Source organism: Paenibacillus vietnamensis (assembly GCF_020169515.1).
In the GTDB taxonomy this organism is placed as follows: domain Bacteria; phylum Bacillota; class Bacilli; order Paenibacillales; family Paenibacillaceae; genus Pristimantibacillus; species Pristimantibacillus vietnamensis.
On the sequence record NZ_JAHMHW010000013.1, the window covers coordinates 1 to 18,988 of the forward strand.

At 55.3% G+C, this 18,988-nt stretch carries 13 protein-coding genes; 12 read left to right on the forward strand and 1 reads right to left on the reverse strand.

Annotated elements, in window-relative coordinates; all coding sequences use genetic code 11:
- Positions 1-341 precede the first annotated feature (341 nt).
- On the reverse strand, positions 342-1,394 hold the full coding sequence (locus tag KP806_RS20225) for a LacI family DNA-binding transcriptional regulator (RefSeq protein ID WP_224725556.1): 1,053 nt from the start codon (positions 1,392-1,394) through the stop codon (positions 342-344).
- 275 nt (positions 1,395-1,669) lie between these two features.
- On the opposite strand from KP806_RS20225, the gene KP806_RS20230 reads away from it, so the two are divergent.
- The 12 genes from KP806_RS20230 to KP806_RS20285 all read left to right on the forward strand — a co-directional run bounded on the left by KP806_RS20230 (position 1,670) and on the right by KP806_RS20285 (position 18,556).
- On the forward strand, positions 1,670-3,103 hold the full coding sequence (locus KP806_RS20230) for an L-fucose/L-arabinose isomerase family protein (protein ID WP_224725557.1): 1,434 nt from the start codon (positions 1,670-1,672) through the stop codon (positions 3,101-3,103).
- Between the two features lie 16 nt (positions 3,104-3,119).
- A complete protein-coding gene (locus tag KP806_RS20235) occupies positions 3,120-3,962 on the forward strand; it encodes a transketolase (RefSeq protein ID WP_224725558.1) in 843 nt (280 codons plus the stop codon).
- 6 nt (positions 3,963-3,968) lie between these two features.
- The gene (locus tag KP806_RS20240) at positions 3,969-4,907 is read left to right on the forward strand and encodes a transketolase family protein (protein WP_224725559.1); all 939 of its coding nucleotides are present in this window, start codon (positions 3,969-3,971) and stop codon (positions 4,905-4,907) included.
- 1 nt (position 4,908) lies between these two features.
- Positions 4,909-6,435 (forward strand): glycerol kinase GlpK, encoded by a 1,527-nt coding sequence (gene glpK, locus KP806_RS20245; RefSeq protein WP_397376419.1) that lies wholly within the window; start codon positions 4,909-4,911, stop codon positions 6,433-6,435.
- Positions 6,436-7,073: 638 nt separating this feature from the next.
- A complete protein-coding gene (locus KP806_RS20250) occupies positions 7,074-8,720 on the forward strand; it encodes an alginate lyase family protein (protein WP_224725561.1) in 1,647 nt (548 codons plus the stop codon).
- A gap of 187 nt (positions 8,721-8,907) precedes the next feature.
- Entirely contained in the window at positions 8,908-10,725 is a 1,818-nt protein-coding gene (locus KP806_RS20255; RefSeq protein ID WP_224725562.1) for a cache domain-containing sensor histidine kinase, read from the forward strand.
- On the forward strand, positions 10,703-12,244 hold the full coding sequence (locus KP806_RS20260) for a response regulator transcription factor (protein WP_224725563.1): 1,542 nt from the start codon (positions 10,703-10,705) through the stop codon (positions 12,242-12,244). The genes KP806_RS20255 and KP806_RS20260 overlap by 23 nt, the downstream gene beginning before the upstream one ends.
- Positions 12,245-12,387: 143 nt before the next feature.
- Complete coding sequence (locus tag KP806_RS20265) at positions 12,388-13,347, forward strand: ABC transporter permease (RefSeq protein ID WP_224725564.1); 960 nt, start codon at positions 12,388-12,390, stop codon at positions 13,345-13,347.
- Positions 13,348-13,359: 12 nt separating this feature from the next.
- A complete protein-coding gene (locus KP806_RS20270) occupies positions 13,360-14,262 on the forward strand; it encodes a carbohydrate ABC transporter permease (protein ID WP_224725565.1) in 903 nt (300 codons plus the stop codon).
- Positions 14,263-14,326: 64 nt separating this feature from the next.
- A complete protein-coding gene (locus tag KP806_RS20275; RefSeq protein ID WP_224725566.1) occupies positions 14,327-16,018 on the forward strand; it encodes an ABC transporter substrate-binding protein in 1,692 nt (563 codons plus the stop codon).
- Positions 16,019-16,264: 246 nt separating this feature from the next.
- Complete coding sequence (locus tag KP806_RS20280) at positions 16,265-17,761, forward strand: GMC oxidoreductase (RefSeq protein ID WP_224725567.1); 1,497 nt, start codon at positions 16,265-16,267, stop codon at positions 17,759-17,761.
- A gap of 21 nt (positions 17,762-17,782) precedes the next feature.
- Positions 17,783-18,556, forward strand: coding sequence for a hydroxypyruvate isomerase family protein (locus KP806_RS20285; RefSeq protein ID WP_224725568.1), 774 nt, complete (start codon positions 17,783-17,785; stop codon positions 18,554-18,556).
- Positions 18,557-18,988: the final 432 nt, after the last annotated feature.

An 18,988-nucleotide genomic window follows, 5' to 3' on the forward strand; every position in this document is an offset into this window, starting at 1 on the left:
AACGCTAGTCAGCCCAGCTTTTGGCTCATTCTGCTGCAGGAAATGCAGCAGAATGTGCCGTGTGCGGCGGAAATCGCCCCAAATGGCACGTATAGGTGTAGATCTGCTGCAAGAAGTGCAGCAGAACGCTAGTCAGCCCAGCTTTTGGCTCATTCTGCTGCAGGAAATGCAGCAGAATGAACCGTGTGCGGCGGAAATACTGCAGCAGAACTGGCCGTACACAGCGGAAATCGCCCAAAATGGCACGTATAGGTGTGGATCTGCTGCAGAAACTGCAGCAGAGCAGCCTGCACGCGGCGAACATCACCCAAAAGGCGCGATTGGCGCGAATCTCCCAGGGCTCAGCTGCCCAGAGCGATCAGCGGGACGCCGGTCGAATGACGCTCTACGAGACGAGTGTCTACGGTAATTTTTGTTTTGGCCGGGTCGTCGGAGGCAATGGCCTCGAGCAGCAAATCGACGGCCAGATGAGCCATTCGCTCCTTCGCGACATGGATGGTGCTCAGCTCCGGCGATACGATTCTCGCTTCCGAGATGTTGTCGAAGCCGATGACCGATACGTCTTCGGGAATCCGGTATCCGAGCTCGGCGAGCGTCTTGATCGCGCTGATCGCGATATAATCGCATTCGCAGAAAAAGGCGGTCGGCAGCGTCCTGCCCGATTCGAGGTAAGCCGTAAGCTGACTTTTCAAAGCCTCTTGCGAGGACAGGATCGTCGGCGCCACGGAGAACACGGCATCGCCGTTCACCTGGAGGCCGTTGTCCCGCAGCGCGGCATCGAAGCCGCGCTTCCGCTCGTCGAAATTGTGAATGCGCACGTTCGATGCGATGTAGCCGATGTTCCGGTGCTGAGCGGCGCACAGATGCGAGCCGGCCTGATAAGCGCCCATCACATTATTGATGGCGACAAAATGGACCGGCAGCGTTTCAAAGCAGTTGTCCAGCACGACCAGCGGCACGGAAATGTTGTCGGCTACGGCCGCAATTTGCGCCTGGTCCAGGTTCGTGCCGAGCAGAATGACGCCGTCGCTGCGCTTCTCTTCGTCCAGCGCCTTGATTTTCTCCTTGAAATGCTCCTGCTCGATCGAGGTATAAATAAGCGAAAATCCGCTCAATCTGCATCTTTCTTCAATATGATGAATCAGCTCCCGGAAAAAAGGCTGCTGATAGTATTGCTCCAGTACGATCCCCGAGTTTGCAAAGGCGAGGAAGGTCAGCGACTTCATCGTCTGCTCCTGAACCGAGGCTCTCGCTTTATGCGTATAGCCGTTCTCCTCCGCGATCTGTAAAATGCGGTCGCGGGTTTCGGCGCCGATGCCCGGTTTGCCATTTAAGGCAAGCGATACGGCCGCTTTCGATACTCCTGCCAGCCTTGCGATATCCTCCATTTTCACTGCTCTGTATCCCCATTCCTGTAGCCCTGTGGTTTAGTAGGTTTAGTTTACACGGATCGTTCCCGAAGTGCAAGGAATTCACTTAACTTCACTTAATAGTTTAGCCTAAAAAACTAAATATTAAACTAAAATTCAAATAAACTCGTTGACCTCGCTCCAAAATGGTGATAAATTAAGTCACAAGCCAATATATTAGCTTAACAGGGATTATGTTTAGTTTACTTCAACAACATTTTAGTTTAGAAAGTTAAGTTGACATTAGGGGAGAGCAAACGATGAAAAAGCTCAAATTGGGATATGCGCCGACGAGACGGTTCGTTTTTAGCGCAGAGGACGCGTTCAAGTACAAGGTGCTCATCAAAGAAAAAATCGAAAGCTTCGGCCTCGGGATCGACATCGTGGATCTGGAGGGAATTAACAGCGAAGGCCTGCTGTACGACGACAACATTAATGCGGATCTGATTATCGAGCGGTTCAAGAAGGAAGACGTGGACGCCGTGTTTTTCCCGCATTGCAACTTCGGCACGGAGGATACGGTCGCAAGAGTCGGCAAGGCGCTCGGCAAGCCGGTATTGCTCTGGGGACCGAGGGACGAGGCGCCGCTTGAGGACGGTATGCGTCTTCGCGATACGCAGTGCGGCTTGTTCGCGACGGGCAAAGTGCTCCGCCGCTTCAACGTTCCGTTCACATATGTGACGAACAGCCGGGTAGACGATCCGGTATTTGAACGCGGATTCACGAATTTTGCGGCGGCGGCGAATGTGGTGAAGCAGTTCCGCAGCCTGCGCATTTTGCAGATCGGGCCGCGCCCCTCGTCGTTCTGGACGATGATGTGCAACGAGGGCGAGCTGCTCGAGCGCTTCGGCATCGAGATTCATCCGATTACACTGGTCGACATTCAAAGGGAAACGAAACGGATCGAGAACGGCAGCAGCTCCGAGCTGGCGGAAGCGATCGATTATATCAAGGAAAAACTGGACTGGTCAGAGGTAACGGAGGAGGACGTGAGACGCATCGCGGCGCTGAAGGTGGCCATGAAGTCTTACGCGCTTCGTACAGGCAGCTCCGCCATTGCCATCCAATGCTGGTCTTCTCTGCAGGATGCAATGGGCATTATGCCTTGTCTTGCGAACGCGATATTGACCGACGAGCAGATCCCGGTTACCTGTGAAACGGATATCCACGGCGCGATTACATCGGTGATGGTGCAGGCGGCGACGATGAACCAGCACCCGACGTTTTTCGCGGATCTGACCGTCCGCCACCCGGAAAATCCGAACGGCGAGCTGCTGTTCCACTGCGGCAACTTCCCGGTGTCGCTGTCGGTAGAGAGCAATCCGAAGCTGCGCAAGCACTTTTTGTTCGACGATCATTCGCCGGGAACGCATGAAGGGGAAATCAAGGGCGGCGACATGACGCTGGCGCGGTTCGACGGAGATCACGGCGAATACCAGCTATTCCTCGGCAAAGCCCGCGGCATTCAAGGGCCTTACACGCGCGGCTCCTATGTTTGGGTAGAGGTGAACGATTGGCCGCTGTGGGAGGAAAAACTCGTTAAAGGGCCTTACGTTCATCATTCGGTCGGCATTCACGCGAACGCTATCCCGGCTTTATATGAGGCCTGCAGCTATATTCCGGGCCTGACTCCGGATCCGGTCGATCCGACGGAGAGAGAAATCCAGGCTTGGCTGCGCGGCGCAGGTTTATAAAGAGGAGGATGGGAGTATGGAGACGACAGCACTGAAAGCGAAGGCGGCGCAAATCCGGATGGATCTGCTGCGGATGATCCATGGCGCAAAAACGGGGCATACCGGAGGTTCGCTCAGCAACACGGATATTTTGACCGCTTTGTATTACCACGTTATGAAGATCGACCCGCAAAATCCGAAATGGGAAAAGCGCGACCGTTTTATCGCCAGCAAGGGGCATTCGGTCGAATCGTTATGGTGCATTCTCGCCGATCTCGGCTTTTTCCCGAAGGAGGAGCTGAAGACGTTCAGCGCGTTCGGCACGCGCCTGATCGGCCATCCGAACAACAAGGTGGCGGGCATCGAGATGAATACGGGGGCGCTCGGCCACGGACTCGCGATTTCCGTAGGCATGGCGCTTGCCGCCAAGCGGGACCACAGCAGCTACCGCGTATTTTGCCTGATGGGCGACGGCGAGCAAGCCGAGGGCTCCGTCTGGGAGGCGGCGATGGCCGGGGCCCATTACAAGCTGGAGAACCTCGTCGGCATCATCGACCGCAACCGGCTGCAAATCAGCGGCTCGACGGAGGAAGTTATGGGGCTCGACCCGCTGGAGGACAAATGGGCGGCATTCGGCTGGCATGTCGTATCCATCGACGGCAACGATATGGATTCGCTCGTGCAGGCGTTCGAGGCCGTACCGGAAGCGCCCGGCAAGCCGACTTTAATTATGGCGAACACCGTCAAGGGCAAGGGCGTATCGTTTGCCGAGAACGTCGCGCATTGGCATCATCACGTGCCGAACGACGAGCAGCTGGAGCTTGCGCTTGCCGAGCTTACGGCGCTTCAGGAATCCTACGGGCAGAAAGGAACGGTGTAAACCGGCATGGCTAACAAAATTCCAAACCGGCAGGTTATTTGCGATACATTATTGAAGCTGGCGGAGGAAGACCGCGACATCATGGTGCTGGCCAGCGACTCCCGCGGCTCGGCGGCTATGGCGCCTTTTGCCAATACGTATCCGGAGCAATTCGTAGAGGTCGGCATCGCGGAGCAAAATATCGTCGGCATCTCGGCAGGGCTTGCGCACAGCGGCAAAAAGCCGTTCGTTACGTCGCCGGCATGCTTCCTGAGCATGCGCAGCATCGAGCAGATCAAGGTCGACGTTGCTTATTCGGGGACGAACGTGAAGCTTGTCGGCATCAGCGGCGGCGTCAGCTACGGGGCGCTCGGCATGTCGCATCATTCCGTGCAGGACCTGGCGGTTATGCGGGCGATTCCGGGGCTTGCCGTTGTGCTGCCTGCAGACCGCCACGAGACGAAAAAAATGACCGAAGCGCTTGTCGATTACGAAGGCGGCGCTTATATTCGGATCGGACGCAACCCGGTTGAAGACGTATACGAATCCGACGAGTATGAGTTCGTGCTTGGCAAAGCGGTGACGATGCGCGAAGGCACGGATGTGACGATCATCGCCGCAGGCGAAACGGTGCGGGTCGCGCTGGATGCGGAGGCGGCTTTGCAGGAAGCGGGCGTGTCCGCACGGGTAATTAACATGCATACGATCAAGCCGCTTGACGAGGAAGCGATCGTAAACGCCGCACGCGAGACCGGGCGGATCATTACGGTCGAGGAGCACAGCGTTCACGGGGGGCTCGGAGCGGCTGTCGCCGAGGTAGTCGTACAGAATCACCCGGTTCCGGTGCGCATTCTGGGCATTCCGGACGAGCCGGCGATCGCGGGCAAAACGTCCGAGGTGTTCGAGCATTACGGAATCAGCGCGGACAATATCAAGAGGATCGCCTTGGAGCTGCTGGGCAGATAGGATGGCTGGCATGAATAAGTATATTTTGGCAATCGACCAGAGCACTTCGGGAACGAAGGCGCTGTTGACGGACCGGAATGGGACGGTGCTGGCCAGATGCTCCGAGGAGCATAAGCAGCATTATCCGAAGCCGGGCTGGGTGGAGCACGATCCGCTGGAAATTTACGAAAATGTGAAAAAGAGCGCGTTAGCGGTCTTGCGGCAGGCGGGCATATCTGCGGCTGAGCTCGCCGTGCTTACGATCACCAACCAGCGCGAAACGGCGGTTCTGTGGGACCGCAACACCGGCGAGCCGGTCTGCAACGCGATCGTATGGCAGTGCCAGCGGACGGCCGACCGCTGCGGGGAATACCGGGCGGCGGGGCATGAGGCGGCCGTCACCGCGAAAACCGGGCTGATGCTGGACCCTTATTTTTCGGCGGCAAAATGGGGCTGGATGCTGGAGCACGCCGCGGGCGCGCAGGAGAAGCTTGCCGATGGCAGGCTGCTTGCGGGCACGATCGACAGCTGGCTGGTCTGGAAGCTGACGGGCGGCAAGGTGCATGCCACCGATTACACGAACGCGAGCAGAACCTCGCTGTTCAATATTCATACGCTGGAGTGGGACGAAGAAATGTGCAGGTTATTCGGCGTACCGTCCTCGCTGCTGCCTGAGGTGAAGTACTCCGACGAGGTATTCGGCTATACGGAGGCCGGAGGCTGGCTCGGGGAGACGGCTGTTCCGATCTCGGGCGTCATCGGCGACTCCCAGGCGGCGTTGTTCGGCAACCTGTGCCTCGAGGAAGGAATGGCGAAGGCGACCTACGGGACGGGTACCTCCGTGCTGATGAACGTCGGCGCCCGGCCCGCGCCCGCGGGCAGCGGACTCGTTCAGACGATTGCCTGGGGCAGGGAAGGCATCGTCACCTATGCTCTCGAAGCGGTAATCCGTACCTCCGGCGACAGTCTGAAGTGGCTCCGCGACAATTTAGGTTTATTTTCCTCGTTCGAGGAGATGGAACGTCTGCTGGAGGATGCACCGGACAATGAGGGGGTATACCTCGTTCCCGCCTTCGTCGGCCTTGGAGCCCCGTATTGGCAGCCGAACGCAAGGGCTTCGATCACCGGGATGAACCGCGGCACAGGCAAGGCGCATTTGATTCGCGCTGCGCTCGAAAGCATTGCTTATCAGGTCTATGATGCGGTCTCGCTGCTTCAGTCCGAGTCGGGCGTCGCCCTCGAAGAGCTGCGCGCGGACGGAGGAGCGGCGGATAACGCATTGCTAATGCAGTTCCAATCGGATATGCTCGGCAAAAAAGTCGTCCGCGCAGGCGTTGCGGAGCTGTCCGCGATGGGCTCGGTCTACCTGGGCGGCATGGCGGCCGGCATCTGGAGCTCGGCGGAAGAGCTGGAAGCGAGCGTCCGAAGCTCCCGCACGTATGAGCCGCAAATGGATCCGTCCGCAAGGGACAAATGCTTGACCGGATGGCAAAAGGCGGTGACCGCCTTGGTTCGCGAGGTCGGCGAAGCGCCTATCCCGATGAAGTAAGGGGTGCGGAGCATCGGGCAGGTCCAGGTGCGAAACTGAATCGGAATCGGAATCGGAATTCATTCCTGTGACGAAAAATCTTTGAAGAAATGGCGGTGCCCAGGGACGATCCCTGCACCGCCATTTGTTGTTTTGCAACGGACATAAACGCCGCTTAGAACGGCTAAACGGCAAGTGTCGGCGGCTATCGGACAGGAGAGTCGTTTAGAACGGATTGGGGGTTTGTTTTCTTGAGTGGCATGTCTTTAAAGCACAGAGATAACCGTTACAATATTGAAATCACACAATTGGCTGCCTAAGTGTCTTTTTTGTCCATGAAAAGACGACCTCCGGTCACCCGAAAGGCGTGCCGGACCGAACGTTTCATCCGGGTGTTTTTCGTCCGTCGTACCAAAGCCTCCCCGTCGCGTCTGCGGCAGGGTTTGTTTTTTGCGGATCATTATATATCGATGCTTCCGTTACATATTGAACTTTCGGAATAGGCAACCGCATTTTATCTTTATGAAGCAGCGACACGGAAGGGGGAGCTTATGATGACCGTTAAACCGTAAGATTGAAAGCGTTATCCTGAAACTGTTATCCGACATGATCGCAAAAAAACATCCAATATTTGTAAATAAGGAGGTTAATCGTAAAAAATGATGTTACCTTGGAGCAAGAAGATCATATGGGCCGCTTGCTGCGCCATGATCCTATCGTTTTTGACATGGCTCGCACCGGCGTCTTCGCCAGCCGTGTCCGCCGAAGCGGGCGAAACCTTCCTTCATCCGGGGATGCTGTATCCGCAGGATGAGCTGGACCGGATGAAGCGAATGGTATCGGAACAAAAGGAGCCGTGGTACAGCTCTTGGAATTTGCTGCAAGCAAACCCGCTGGCCAAGCCCGAATACCGGAATAATTTTCATGAAATTGTGTACCGTAATGATCTTGTGAACGGAAGCAAAGGCAACGGGGACTTGCAAAACAGTGCGTCGGCCGCTCTGCTGCAAGCGGTCGAATGGGCCGTAACGGGCGACCGTGTATATGCCGATAACGCTATTCGGATTTTGAACGGCTGGTCGAACGTTTTGACTTCAATACAAGGACGTGATGCGCAATTAGCTGCCAGCTTGTACGGATACAAGCTGCTCAACGCAGCTGAAATTATCCGGCATACGGATGCCGGGTGGGCGGAGGCGGATATTGTACGTTTTACCGGTATGATGTACGGGATCTTTTATCCGATCGTCAGCACGTACGGGCAAGTGAACGGAGGCTGGGCGAACGGGAACTGGGACGCCGCAGATACGCTGTTCGTTATCTGCCTCGGCGTGTTCGCGGACGATGAATCCTTATACAAGGAAGCTGTAGATTATTTCAAGCACGGTGAAGGCAACGGCTCGCTGCTTCATTATGTTCAAACCGGATACGGCCAGCTCCAGGAGAGCGGCCGCGACCAGGCCCATTCCCAGCTGGGAATCGGACTGCTCTCGATGACGGCCGAGATCGGTTATAACCAGAGGAAGGCGAGCGAGTACGGCGCCGATATGGTATCCTATCCGGACAATTCTTATCTGCTCCTGAAAGGAGCCGAATATGCGGCACAGTACGGACTCGGGTATGACGTTCCGTATACGCCCCTTCCGGGTATCGGATATACAAAGCCATGGTGGCCGAACGAAGTTGTCTCCCCGCTCAATCGGGGGCAGTTCCGACCAATGTACCATCAAATCTGGAGCTTGTATCGGGATAAATTGAAGCTGCCGGTATCCGAATTAAAATACACAAAAGAGGTGCTGGATCGCTACCGGCTGGATGTGTTTTATTTGGACCATCCTTCGTATGGAGGTTTGCTGGATGCGGAACATCCCGCACCGGCCCCTATCAAGATGAATGTCTCGATCCGATCGGAAGGGAAGCTTAGGAAAGACGCGTCCACAGGAACGTTCTTAAGCGCGCCGGAGGCGGATGCTCCGGTAACCGTTTCCTCTCTGGATGAAAATGAGGCCAGCATGTATGAAGCGGTGTATTGGAATGTTGAGAACCGCTTTGCTTTCCGTTCCCGCGCTACGGGGTTATATTTATCCGTACAACCGGATGGAACCGTCCTGGCCAACGCGACGGAAATCGGTGATCGAGAGACGTTCCTTTATGCGGAAACCGGCAACGGAAACGGAACGCTTCGTGCGTTAAGCAACGGGTTGTACATCGCTGTCGATCCGGTTTCGTACGTGGTGCGGGCGGACAAGACCCGGGTGGCGGACGACTACGCAAGGTGGATTCTCCTGTACCCGGAACGAAAATAAAACCATAGGAACCGAATGTCCGGGATTTCCAGTCCCCGGCGTTCGGCTCTTTTTTTTGGGGGGGATAGACCCAGGTGAAATTTTTTATATAATGGATATGACATCTGATGGACGGCCTCTGCTCGACCGCTCCACCCGAGCGTCCGCTTCCTGATTGAATACGCTTACCTCTAAGGGGGTTGACCGAGTGCCCGGAACTTCATACATCACTTCCGTCACGAACAACATTCAAATCCGCAGCAAACTGATCATGACTTATCTGCTTGTCGTTTTTTTGCCCGTCATTACCGTAGGGCTGCTGCTGACGCATTCCTTGCGCGGGCAGTCGGTGGAGCATGCGGTTATGCAGTCCACGAACAACGTGGAAAAAATCCGGAAGCAAATTGAGGAAACGCTGAAAATTCCTTACGATGTGTCCAACACACTTTACTTTGACCAGCAATTGAAGAATATTATCGACCGGCAGTACGAATCGGACCTGGAGGTTTACAACGCCTACGAGGGTTACGACGATTTTACGAATTTTCAGGAGCTGTATAAAGAGATCGCCGGCATCCGGTTATATGCGTTCAATGACACGCTGCTCGAAAACTGGTCGATCTTCAAAATCAGCGAAAAGATCCGGTCCGAAGCCTGGTTTCAGGAGACCCGAACAAACCGCGGGAGAGTCGGCTGGTATTATATGCCGGATCCGACCAGAGGAGATGGCGACTATTTAAGCTTGTCCCGCCAAATTTTTAACAAAAGCATGAAGCCGATCGGCATTCTGGTGATGACGGTTAATCCGGGAAAACTTCAGTCGATCTTGAGCCGGGAGCCTTTCGAGACGATGCTGGTCACGGAGCACAGCGATATTATCGTGTCGACGAACCCGGCCTTGACCGGGCAATCTCTTCAAAGGCTGGGCCTTAGCGATTCGATCGGGCCCGGGATGACCGAACCGGAGACGGCAAGCTATATGGGGGAGAAGGTCAAAATCATTTCCCGCTCCATCCGGCTGGAATACAGCGACGATTCCTTAAGCATCGTAAGCGTCATCCCGCTGGAGTCGATTTTAAAGGAATCAAAAAACATCAGCTACATCGCGTACGCGATCATCGGCAGCAGCCTGATTCTGTCTACCCTGATGATTCTTTATTTTTCCGGCATGCTGAGCAAGCGGATCCATGTGCTCAGCCGCGATTTGAGAAAGGTGGCGATGGGCGATTTGACGCTCCGGTCCGTCGTCCGGGGAGGTGACGAGGTCGGCCAGCTGTCCCGCCATTTCAACTTCATGGTCAGCAGCATCGAGACGCTCGTCCGGCAGCTGGGAGAGGAGCAGAGGCAAAACCACGAGCTGCAGCTGAATCACAACGAGATGAAGTTCCGCATGCTTGTGAGCCAGGTGAATCCCCATTTCTTGTTCAATGTGCTGGAGACCGTCCGTATGAAAGCGCACTGCCAGAACGAGCATGAGATCGCGAATACGTTAATGGCGCTTGGGAACCTGCTGAGGCACAGTCTCGAGATCGGCCGGCAGCCGGTCCCTCTGCAGCGGGAAATGGAGTTCGTCCGCATGTATTTGGACATTCAGCAGTTCCGGTTCGGCGACAGGCTCTCGTATTCGCTTCCGGAAGATGAGGACATGGAAGGGATCGATATTTTGCCGATGCTGCTGCAGCCGGTCGTGGAAAACGCCATCGTGCACGGCATCGAGAGCAAGCTCGGGAAGGGGCAGCTGGACATTAAAATGATCCGCGAATCGACCCACATGACCATCCAGGTGTCCGATAACGGCAGCGGGATCGAGCCGGACCGGCTGGCGGCGGTCGAAGCGTCGTTAAACGAGGCGGATGACCATACCGAGCAGAGGATCGGCCTGCGAAACGTGCATCACCGCATCAAGCTGCATTACGGATCCGAATACGGGATTGAGATAACGAGCAGGGCAGGCCATGGGACGAAGGTCGTCATGAGGCTGCCGATCCGAAAGGGGGACGAGCATGTACAAGCTGTTGATTATTGACGACGAGCCGATCATCCGGCTGGGCCTGCGCACGATCGTCGATTGGAAGGCATTCGGCATCCGGCTCGGCGGAGAGGCGGATAATGGCATTGACGGCCTGCGGTTATGTGAGGAGCTTGAGCCGGATATCGTCATCGTGGACATCAAGATGCCGGGCATGGACGGATTAAAGCTGATCGAGGAAGCGAGAAAGGCCGGCATCACATGCGATTTCCTTGTGCTGAGCGGCTTTTCCGAATTCGCATACGCCCAGAAAGCGATGGAGTTCGGCGTACGCTCCTTTCTGCTTAAGCCGATTAACCCGAAGGAGCTGGAAGCGAAGCTGGGCAGCCTGCGAACGGAGTGGGAGCAGAGGAGCCGCGAGAAGGAGCACCGGCAGCAATTCCGGAGCATCCGGGCGGAGCAGGCCCTTCAGGAGCTGCTGCAAACCGGACGTATGCCTTCGGGCGAGGAGGACGCCGGCATGCTCGCAGCCGGGCTGGCGCTGCCATGGGACGAATACCGGATTGTGCTGATTGGCGGCGAAAGGCATGGAATCGAGCCCGCTGCGGCAGCCGGGCTGAGCTCAAGCCTGAAGGGGCATCTGGCTTCGCTTGGGCTGCGGGGAACGGCGTTCCTTTGCGGGGCATGCTTATGTGTGCTGACGGACAAGCCGGTCCAGGCATCCGAGCTTGAGGAATGCTTTGCCGGCGCGGAAGATACATTCGGGCTGAAGCTTGTACTGTCCGAAGGGGAACCCGTCTCTGATTTCGGCCGGCTGACGGACAGCTATTTGCCCGCGCTGGAGAGAATGAACGAGCGGTTTTTTTATTCCCGGTCAGGCCGCCTTATTGTCGGGGAGAGCCGGGAAGCGGGCGCTGAGCTGCCGCAGCATTTGTTATTCCTGGAGCAGCGCGCGGAAGAGGCGGCGCAGTCGGTTGCATCCGGCAGCCTGGAGGCGATCGCCTGTTTGCTGGATAGTACCGAGCGGCTGCTTCGCAGGTCAGGCTGGGGAGAGCGGCGGGTCAAAGCGGCCGTGATCGCCTTGTATACCGAAATGATGAACCGTCTGACGGCGATCGACGAGCGGATGAAGGGCTTGTACACGCCGGTCGGCGAGGTCGTCCATCAGGCGGAGAGCTTGCCTACGCTGCGGGATGTCCGGCAATACGTAGAAGCGGAGCTGTTAAATTTGGCGGAGGAGTGGAGAAGCAGCCGCAAAAGCGACGGCTTCTCGGCCATATTGGACTATATCGCCGAGCATTGCGGTTCCGATCTGGGGCTGGAAAGCCTGGCGGAACTGTTCCATTACAACAAATCGTATTTGGGCAAAAAGTTCAGGTCGGAGACGGGCGAATCGTTCGGCAGCTATCTCGACCGCGTCCGGATGGACAAAGCCAAGCGCCTGCTCGCGGGCGGAGCCAAAGTATACGAGACGGCCGGCATGGTCGGGTACGCAAGCGTGGACTACTTTCATCTCAAATTCAAAAAGCATGTGGGACAATCCCCGTCTTCCTACCGCGAACAATGGGGCAATTGACCGGCCGACGTCATGCGGGCTGCGCATGATGTCTTTTTTTTGCATGATTCATGTCCTCTGTGTATGGTACTGTATTCGCTTCCGCTCGTTTATAGTTAACCCTGTAAGCGAATACAACGAATGCAAAGGAGAGTTACAAGGGGATGGAAAATTTAAGCCTGTTGCAGCCCGCCACGGCCGTTCCGGCCCGCAAAAGATCAAAGTGGCGGCTCGCATTCGAGCAGCGCTATCTGTTTCTCATGTCGCTGCCGTTCGTCATCTGGTTGTTTGTTTTCAGTTATTTGCCCCTCTGGGGCTGGACGATGGCGTTTCAGAAATTTAAGCCGGGCAGAACGTTCGGCGAGCAGCAGTGGGTGGGGCTGGACAATTTTGTGCAGCTGTTCCGGGAACCTCATTTTTACATGGTGCTGCGCAATACGCTGGCCATGAGCTTTATGGGGCTCGCGGTCGGCTATACGATTCCGGTCGTGTTCGCCATTTTGCTGAACGAGATCAGGTGGTCGCCGTTTAAACGCAGCATTCAAACGATATCCTATCTGCCGCATTTTGTGTCCTGGGTCGTTGTGGCGGGGATTATTACGAAGATGCTTTCCACGGACGGGGGTATCGTGAACGAAATTTTATTGGCTCTGAACCTCATCGATCAGCCGATTCAGTTTATGGCCAAGGGAGAATGGTTCTGGGGCATCGTGACGATGTCCGACCTGTGGAAGGAAATGGGCTGGAATTCGATTATTTTCCTGGCCGCCATTTCCGGCATCGACAACGAGCAGTACGAAGCCGCCAAGGTGGACGGGGCGAGCAGGCTCCGGCGGATGTGGCATATTACGCTTCCGGGAATACGGCCGACGCTGATGGTTATGCTGATTTTATCGATCGGCTGGCTGACGAGCATCGGCTTTGAGAAGCAGTACCTGCTCGGCAACTCGCTGGTGCAGGATTACTCGGAAGTGCTTGATTTGTACGTTCTGAATTACGGCATCAATTTGGGCCGGTATTCGTTCGGAACGGCGATCGGCATCGTCAATTCACTGGTGGCGATCACGCTGCTGCTGCTGTCGAACCGGATATTCAAACGGATCACGAACGAAAGCGTAATATAAGGGGGCGCCATGATGAGAATGCAACGAAAAATAAATCCCGGCGAGCTCGCCTTCGAAACCGCATTATATCTCTTTATGATTGTGGTCGGAATTACGACGCTGTACCCGTTTCTTAATGTGCTGGCGATATCGCTCAACGATTCGACCGATTCGGTGCGGGGCGGCATCTATCTGGTGCCCCGAATCTTCACCTGGGATAATTACGGCCAAATCTTCACCTACAGCAACCTGCTGGTCGCCTTTCAAAATTCGGTGCTCCGGACCGTGATCGGCACGATCGTCGGCGTGTTCAGCTCCGCGATGGTCGCATACGTGCTAAGCCGCAAGGATTTTATCGCCAGAAAGCCGGTTTCCCTGGTTTTTGTGCTGACGCTTTATTTTTCCGGCGGGCTGATTCCGATGTATATGCTGATGCGCGATCTTCATTTGATCAACAGCTTCTGGGTGTACATTCTGCCGGGCATCGTGAACGCGTGGAACATTTTCGTCATCCGCTCCTATATGGACGGTCTTCCGTACAGCCTGCAGGAGTCGGCCAAAATAGACGGGGCATCCGACCTGACGATCTTCTTCCGGATCATCCTGCCGCTGTGCAAGCCGGTGCTTGCGACGATCGCGTTGTTCGTTGCGGTAGGCCAATGGAATTCGTGGTTCGATACGTTCATTTACAACAGCAGCGCCCAGCACTTATCGACGCTGCAGTATGAGCTGATGAAAATATTGGCGAACACGACGGCGGGAGCAAGCAGCGCGGATGCGGCGAGGGCGGGCGATCCGTCCGTAGCGGCCCGCGTGTCGCCGGAGTCGATCCGGGCGGCGATTACGATCGTAGCTACCCTTCCGATATTGACCATATACCCGTTTTTGCAAAAATACTTCGTCAGCGGCTTGACGCTGGGCGCGGTGAAAAGCTAGCCTGTCCCCGGCATGAACAGTTCATCTGTTGCTGCATAGATAAAAAATTTCAGGAGGGTTATGCATGAGAAAAAAAAGCAAGCTTCTTGCACTGTCCATGGCAAGTGTAATGGTCATCCTGTCCGCCTGTACCGGCTCGAATTCGGGCGGAAATGCATCCGAGGGCAATGAGGCGAATGCCGGAGCAAACGGCGGCAGTCCGGAGCCGATTACGCTCACGATGTTTTCGGCCGATATGAACACGAATTACGAGAACATGAAAAGCGACGTAGGCAAAAAAATTACGGAATTGACCGGCGTCAAGCTGGAGATCGATTATCCGGTCGGCGATCCGAAGCAGAAAATTTCCTTAATGGCGGCCAGCAACGAATATCCGGATCTCATCTTTGCCAAAAACGAGGTGAATATGCTCGTCGAAGCGGGCGGCCTCATCGACCTGGCTCCGCTGATCGAGGAGTATGGGCCGAATATCAAGAAGCTTTACGGCGATTATTTGAAGCGGCTGCGCTGGAGCAAGGACGACCCTTCGATCTACTTCCTCGGCGCGTACGGGGTGAACGAGGTGCAGTGGAAGCCGAAGGACGGCTTCATGCTTCAGCATGACGTCGTGAAGGAGCTCGGCTATCCGGAAATAAAAACGGTCAAGGATTTCGAAAACGCCATTCGGGCTTATTTGGAGAAGCACCCGACGATCGACGGGCAGCCGACGATCGGCCTCTCGCTGCTGGCGGATGACTGGCGCATTGCGCAATCCGTGACGAACCCGGCCGTCTTCTCGACGGGCGGCTCCGATGACGGGGAATGGTATATCGACGAAACGACTCAGAAGCCCGTTGTCCATTTTACCCGCCCGGAGGAAAAGGAATATTTTAAATGGCTGAACCATATGTACAATTCCGGCTTGATCGATCCGGAAAGCTTCGTGCAGAAATACGATCAATATAAAGCGAAAATCGCCTCCGGGCGCGTGCTTGGCCTGATCGATTCCGAATGGCAGTTCCGCGAGCCGATGCAGGCGCTCAGACAGGCCGGCAAGGACGAAAGAACGTACGGCATGTATCCGGTCACGCTGAATGAAACCTTCCAGAACAGAAACTTCCAAAGCCCCGGTTATTCCGGCGGCGTAGGCGTCGCGATATCCAAGGACGCGAAGGATCCGGTGCGCGCCATCAAGTTCCTGGACTGGCTGTGCTCCGACGAGGCGCAAATTTTGAACAACTGGGGCGTCGAAGGGATCCACTACACGATCCAGGACGGAAAACGCGTCATCTCCAAGGAAGAGATGGCTAAGCGCACAACGGATCCGGAGTACGGCAAGAAAACGGGCATTGGCGTATATTTGTATCCGTTCCCTGAATACGGAGCGGGCGTAACGGATGCAACCGGTCAAACATACAAAATCGAAAACGAACAGCAAATTATCGATTCTTATTCCGATGTAGAAAAAGAAGTGCTGGCAGGCTACGGCGCCAAAATGTGGAAGGATCTGTATCCGCAGTCATCCGAGTTTCCGGTCAAGCCTTGGGGCTCGGCGTGGCAGATCAACATTCCGCAGGATACGGACGGCGCCATTACGATGCAGAAGTCGCTCGAACTGCTTAGAAAAAGAGTGCCCGAGATGATCATGGCGAAGCCCGAGCAGTTCGACGGACTTTGGGATTCGTTCCAGGCCGAGCTGGACAAGGCCGGCGTGCACGAGCTGGAGAAGCAGTTCGAAGGGCTGCTGAAGGATAAGATCGCTTTGTTTAACGACTAACCGGTGTGACGAAAATCGGAATGGAAGCAAATGGCGGTGCGAAGGGACGATCTGTCCCTGCACCGTCTTTTTTTGCTTTTGATCTATTGCTAATGTAAAAATCGCACAATACAGGGTTTAGGCGTCATTTCTGGCCATTAAAAATGACGGCCGAATTGAAGCAATGGCCATAGCCACGACGAGAATACCGCTTCAACTTCCGCATAAATTTAGGTAGAAGCTTTATGACGAAAGGGAGCGGTACCATTGAATCATTATGGAAGACCGGGCAGCCCGCCCGCGGAATTCGCTTCAGCCTTTCCGGTTAACGCTATTCCCGTTTGCCCGCCTCCTTCCTCAGACATCGTTGATCCGTGGACGCCGCTCGAAACGATGGAAAAAACCGATTACGATGTGCTGATCGTGGGAACGGGCGCGGGCGGAGGCTCGGTGCTGTGGCGGCTCGCCCAGCAGTGGGGAAATAACGGGAAACGAATCGGACTGATCGAAGCCGGCGATTATTTATTGCCCGCCAACAAATTCGATCTGCCGGACTGGCCGCCTCTATCGGCCAATGTTGACCCTCCTAATCCGCTGCATTGGGAGTCGTTTCCGACTTTTCCGTCGGACCGGCCTCACGCACATGATTCCCTCCGATGGCCGTTTGAGCAGCTAATGGCTTTAGGCGGAAGGTCGATCTTGTGGGGGATGGTTACTCCCCGCATGAGTCCGGTCGACCTTGCGGACTGGCCCGTTTCCTTCACGGAAATGAACATGTACTATAACATCGCCGAAGATGTCATGAAGGTCAATCGGACTTACTATAAGGCAGCCGAGTTTCTTCTTGACCGGCTGCGCAGGGACGGGTTTCCCGAAGCGCACACAACGCCGGTAGCGATCAATGTCCAGCCGGCTGCCCCGGGCGAATACTGGTCGGTGCCTCCCCGGTTCAGTACGATGGCGATGCTTGCAGATGCCGCGAAAAGGAGGCCCTATGACACGGCAATTAAAGCAAAGGCCGTACAAGTATACGCAGAAAAGGGAAAAGCGGTCGGTGTCAGGGTGATGGACCGCAGCAGGAAACCCTATTTCCTGCATGCCAAAGCCATTGTACTGGCAGCAAGCACCTTCGAAACGCCGCGAATTTTGCTGAACTCGGGCATTAACGGCGGGGCCGTCGGTCATTACCTGACCAGCCATTCCAGAGTGGATGCGCTGGCAAAGATCGATCCCCGCGACTACCCGAGCATTCCGGGGCTTTTCGCCGTTTATACGCCGCGTACGAACGACCGTCCGTATCAAATGCAAATGCGCGGCTTCCCTCCGTACGGCAGAGAATTCGATATTCTCGGTTCCGGAGTAGTAGAGTCGAGGTATGAGAACCGGGTGGCGTTAACTCCTCTCCATACGGATGAATACGGTATGCCGAAGGCGGTCGCCTGCTTCTCTTACAGCGATGCGGACCTGGAGGTCATTCGCCGAATGGAGCAAGGCATCAGGCAGGCGGCGGAAGCGATGCAGGTGACGCTGGACCGGGTATGCATGCCGCCTCTCGGGCGAATTATGCACGATATGGGCACCTGCCGCATCGGTACACACCCCTCTATCTCGGGAGCGAACCCGTATGGCCAAATTCACGGCGTATCCGGTCTCTACGTCGCCGGCAGCAGTCTGATCCCGACCAGCGGGGCGGTCAATCCGTTCCTTACGATTGCGGCGCTATCCATTCGAACGGCGGATTACATCATCGAGCAATTGAAGTAGTCAATGCGGGGGAGTGGAGCTATGTTTAAAATATCGATCAGCTTGGAAGCGGTATTCACGGGCAGGGATTTTATCAAAAGTATGGAAGCGATCAAGTCGATCGGCATTAACGCCTTCGAATTCTGGTCCTGGTGGGATAAGGATCTGGTTCGCATTCAAGCCGCCAAGGAATCGTTGGGACTTGATCTGGCGGCGTTTGCCACCCGGTTTATCAGCCTTGCCGATCCGGCGCAGCGAAGCGCGTATATCGCAGGATTGCGGGAATCGATTGCCGTGGCGAGAAGAATGAATTGTCCTACTCTGATCAGCCAGGTCGGAAACGAGCTTCCTGGAGTACCTAGAGCGGTTCAGCACCAAAGCATTGTCGAAGGGCTGAAACAGGCGGCTCTTTATTGTGAGGAGGCGGGGATCACGCTTGTGGTCGAGCCCCTTAATACCGTCGTCGACCATCCCGGGTATTATTTGTACAGCTCGGACGAGGCGTTCCGGATCATCGACGAAGTCGGAAGCCCGTACGTCAGAGTGCTGTACGACATCTATCATCAGCAGATTATGGAAGGGAATTTGATCGCGAGAATTCAGAAAAACATCGATAAAATCGGTCATTTCCACGCCGCCGGCAATCCGGGAAGGCATGAGCTTTATATCGGCGAGATTAATTACATCGACGTGTTCAGAGCGATTGCCGAAACGGGCTACAGCAAATATGTCGGCTTCGAATATTTTCCGCTGGGGGACCCTTTGCAGGGGCTTTGGAGAACGGTGCACGGGATACAAGCCGCACTGCAGAGGTGAGGAAGGGGGCGGCATACGAGTCAGATGTATTATATGCATCAGAAACCTGACACAGGATGCCCGCAAATACTTTAAAATGTACTTTTACATCAGATCGCGTACCTTCCCGGCCCAAACTGAGGATTTTCTCAGATTCTAGAGTGAAAAATACAGCAGAATGAGAAGTCGGCTAAACGTCTCCCTGTTCTGATGTACAAAGTGCATGCTGCTGCAATTCTCCCCTTGATCAAAATCAAACGGCAGTCCCAGACGATGCGATGAACTGCACCCCGTCAGGTAGACAGTGCAAATAACAAAAATCAATTAAGCGGCCTTGGTCCTACATTCCATCGGACTGAGGCCGTTTCGTTTTGCTTGTAACCGTTCGTTATTGCAAAAGTGGTTTCGTCCCCCCAGCTTCATCGATTGCTCCATCCCGGCTGTCTGACGGCA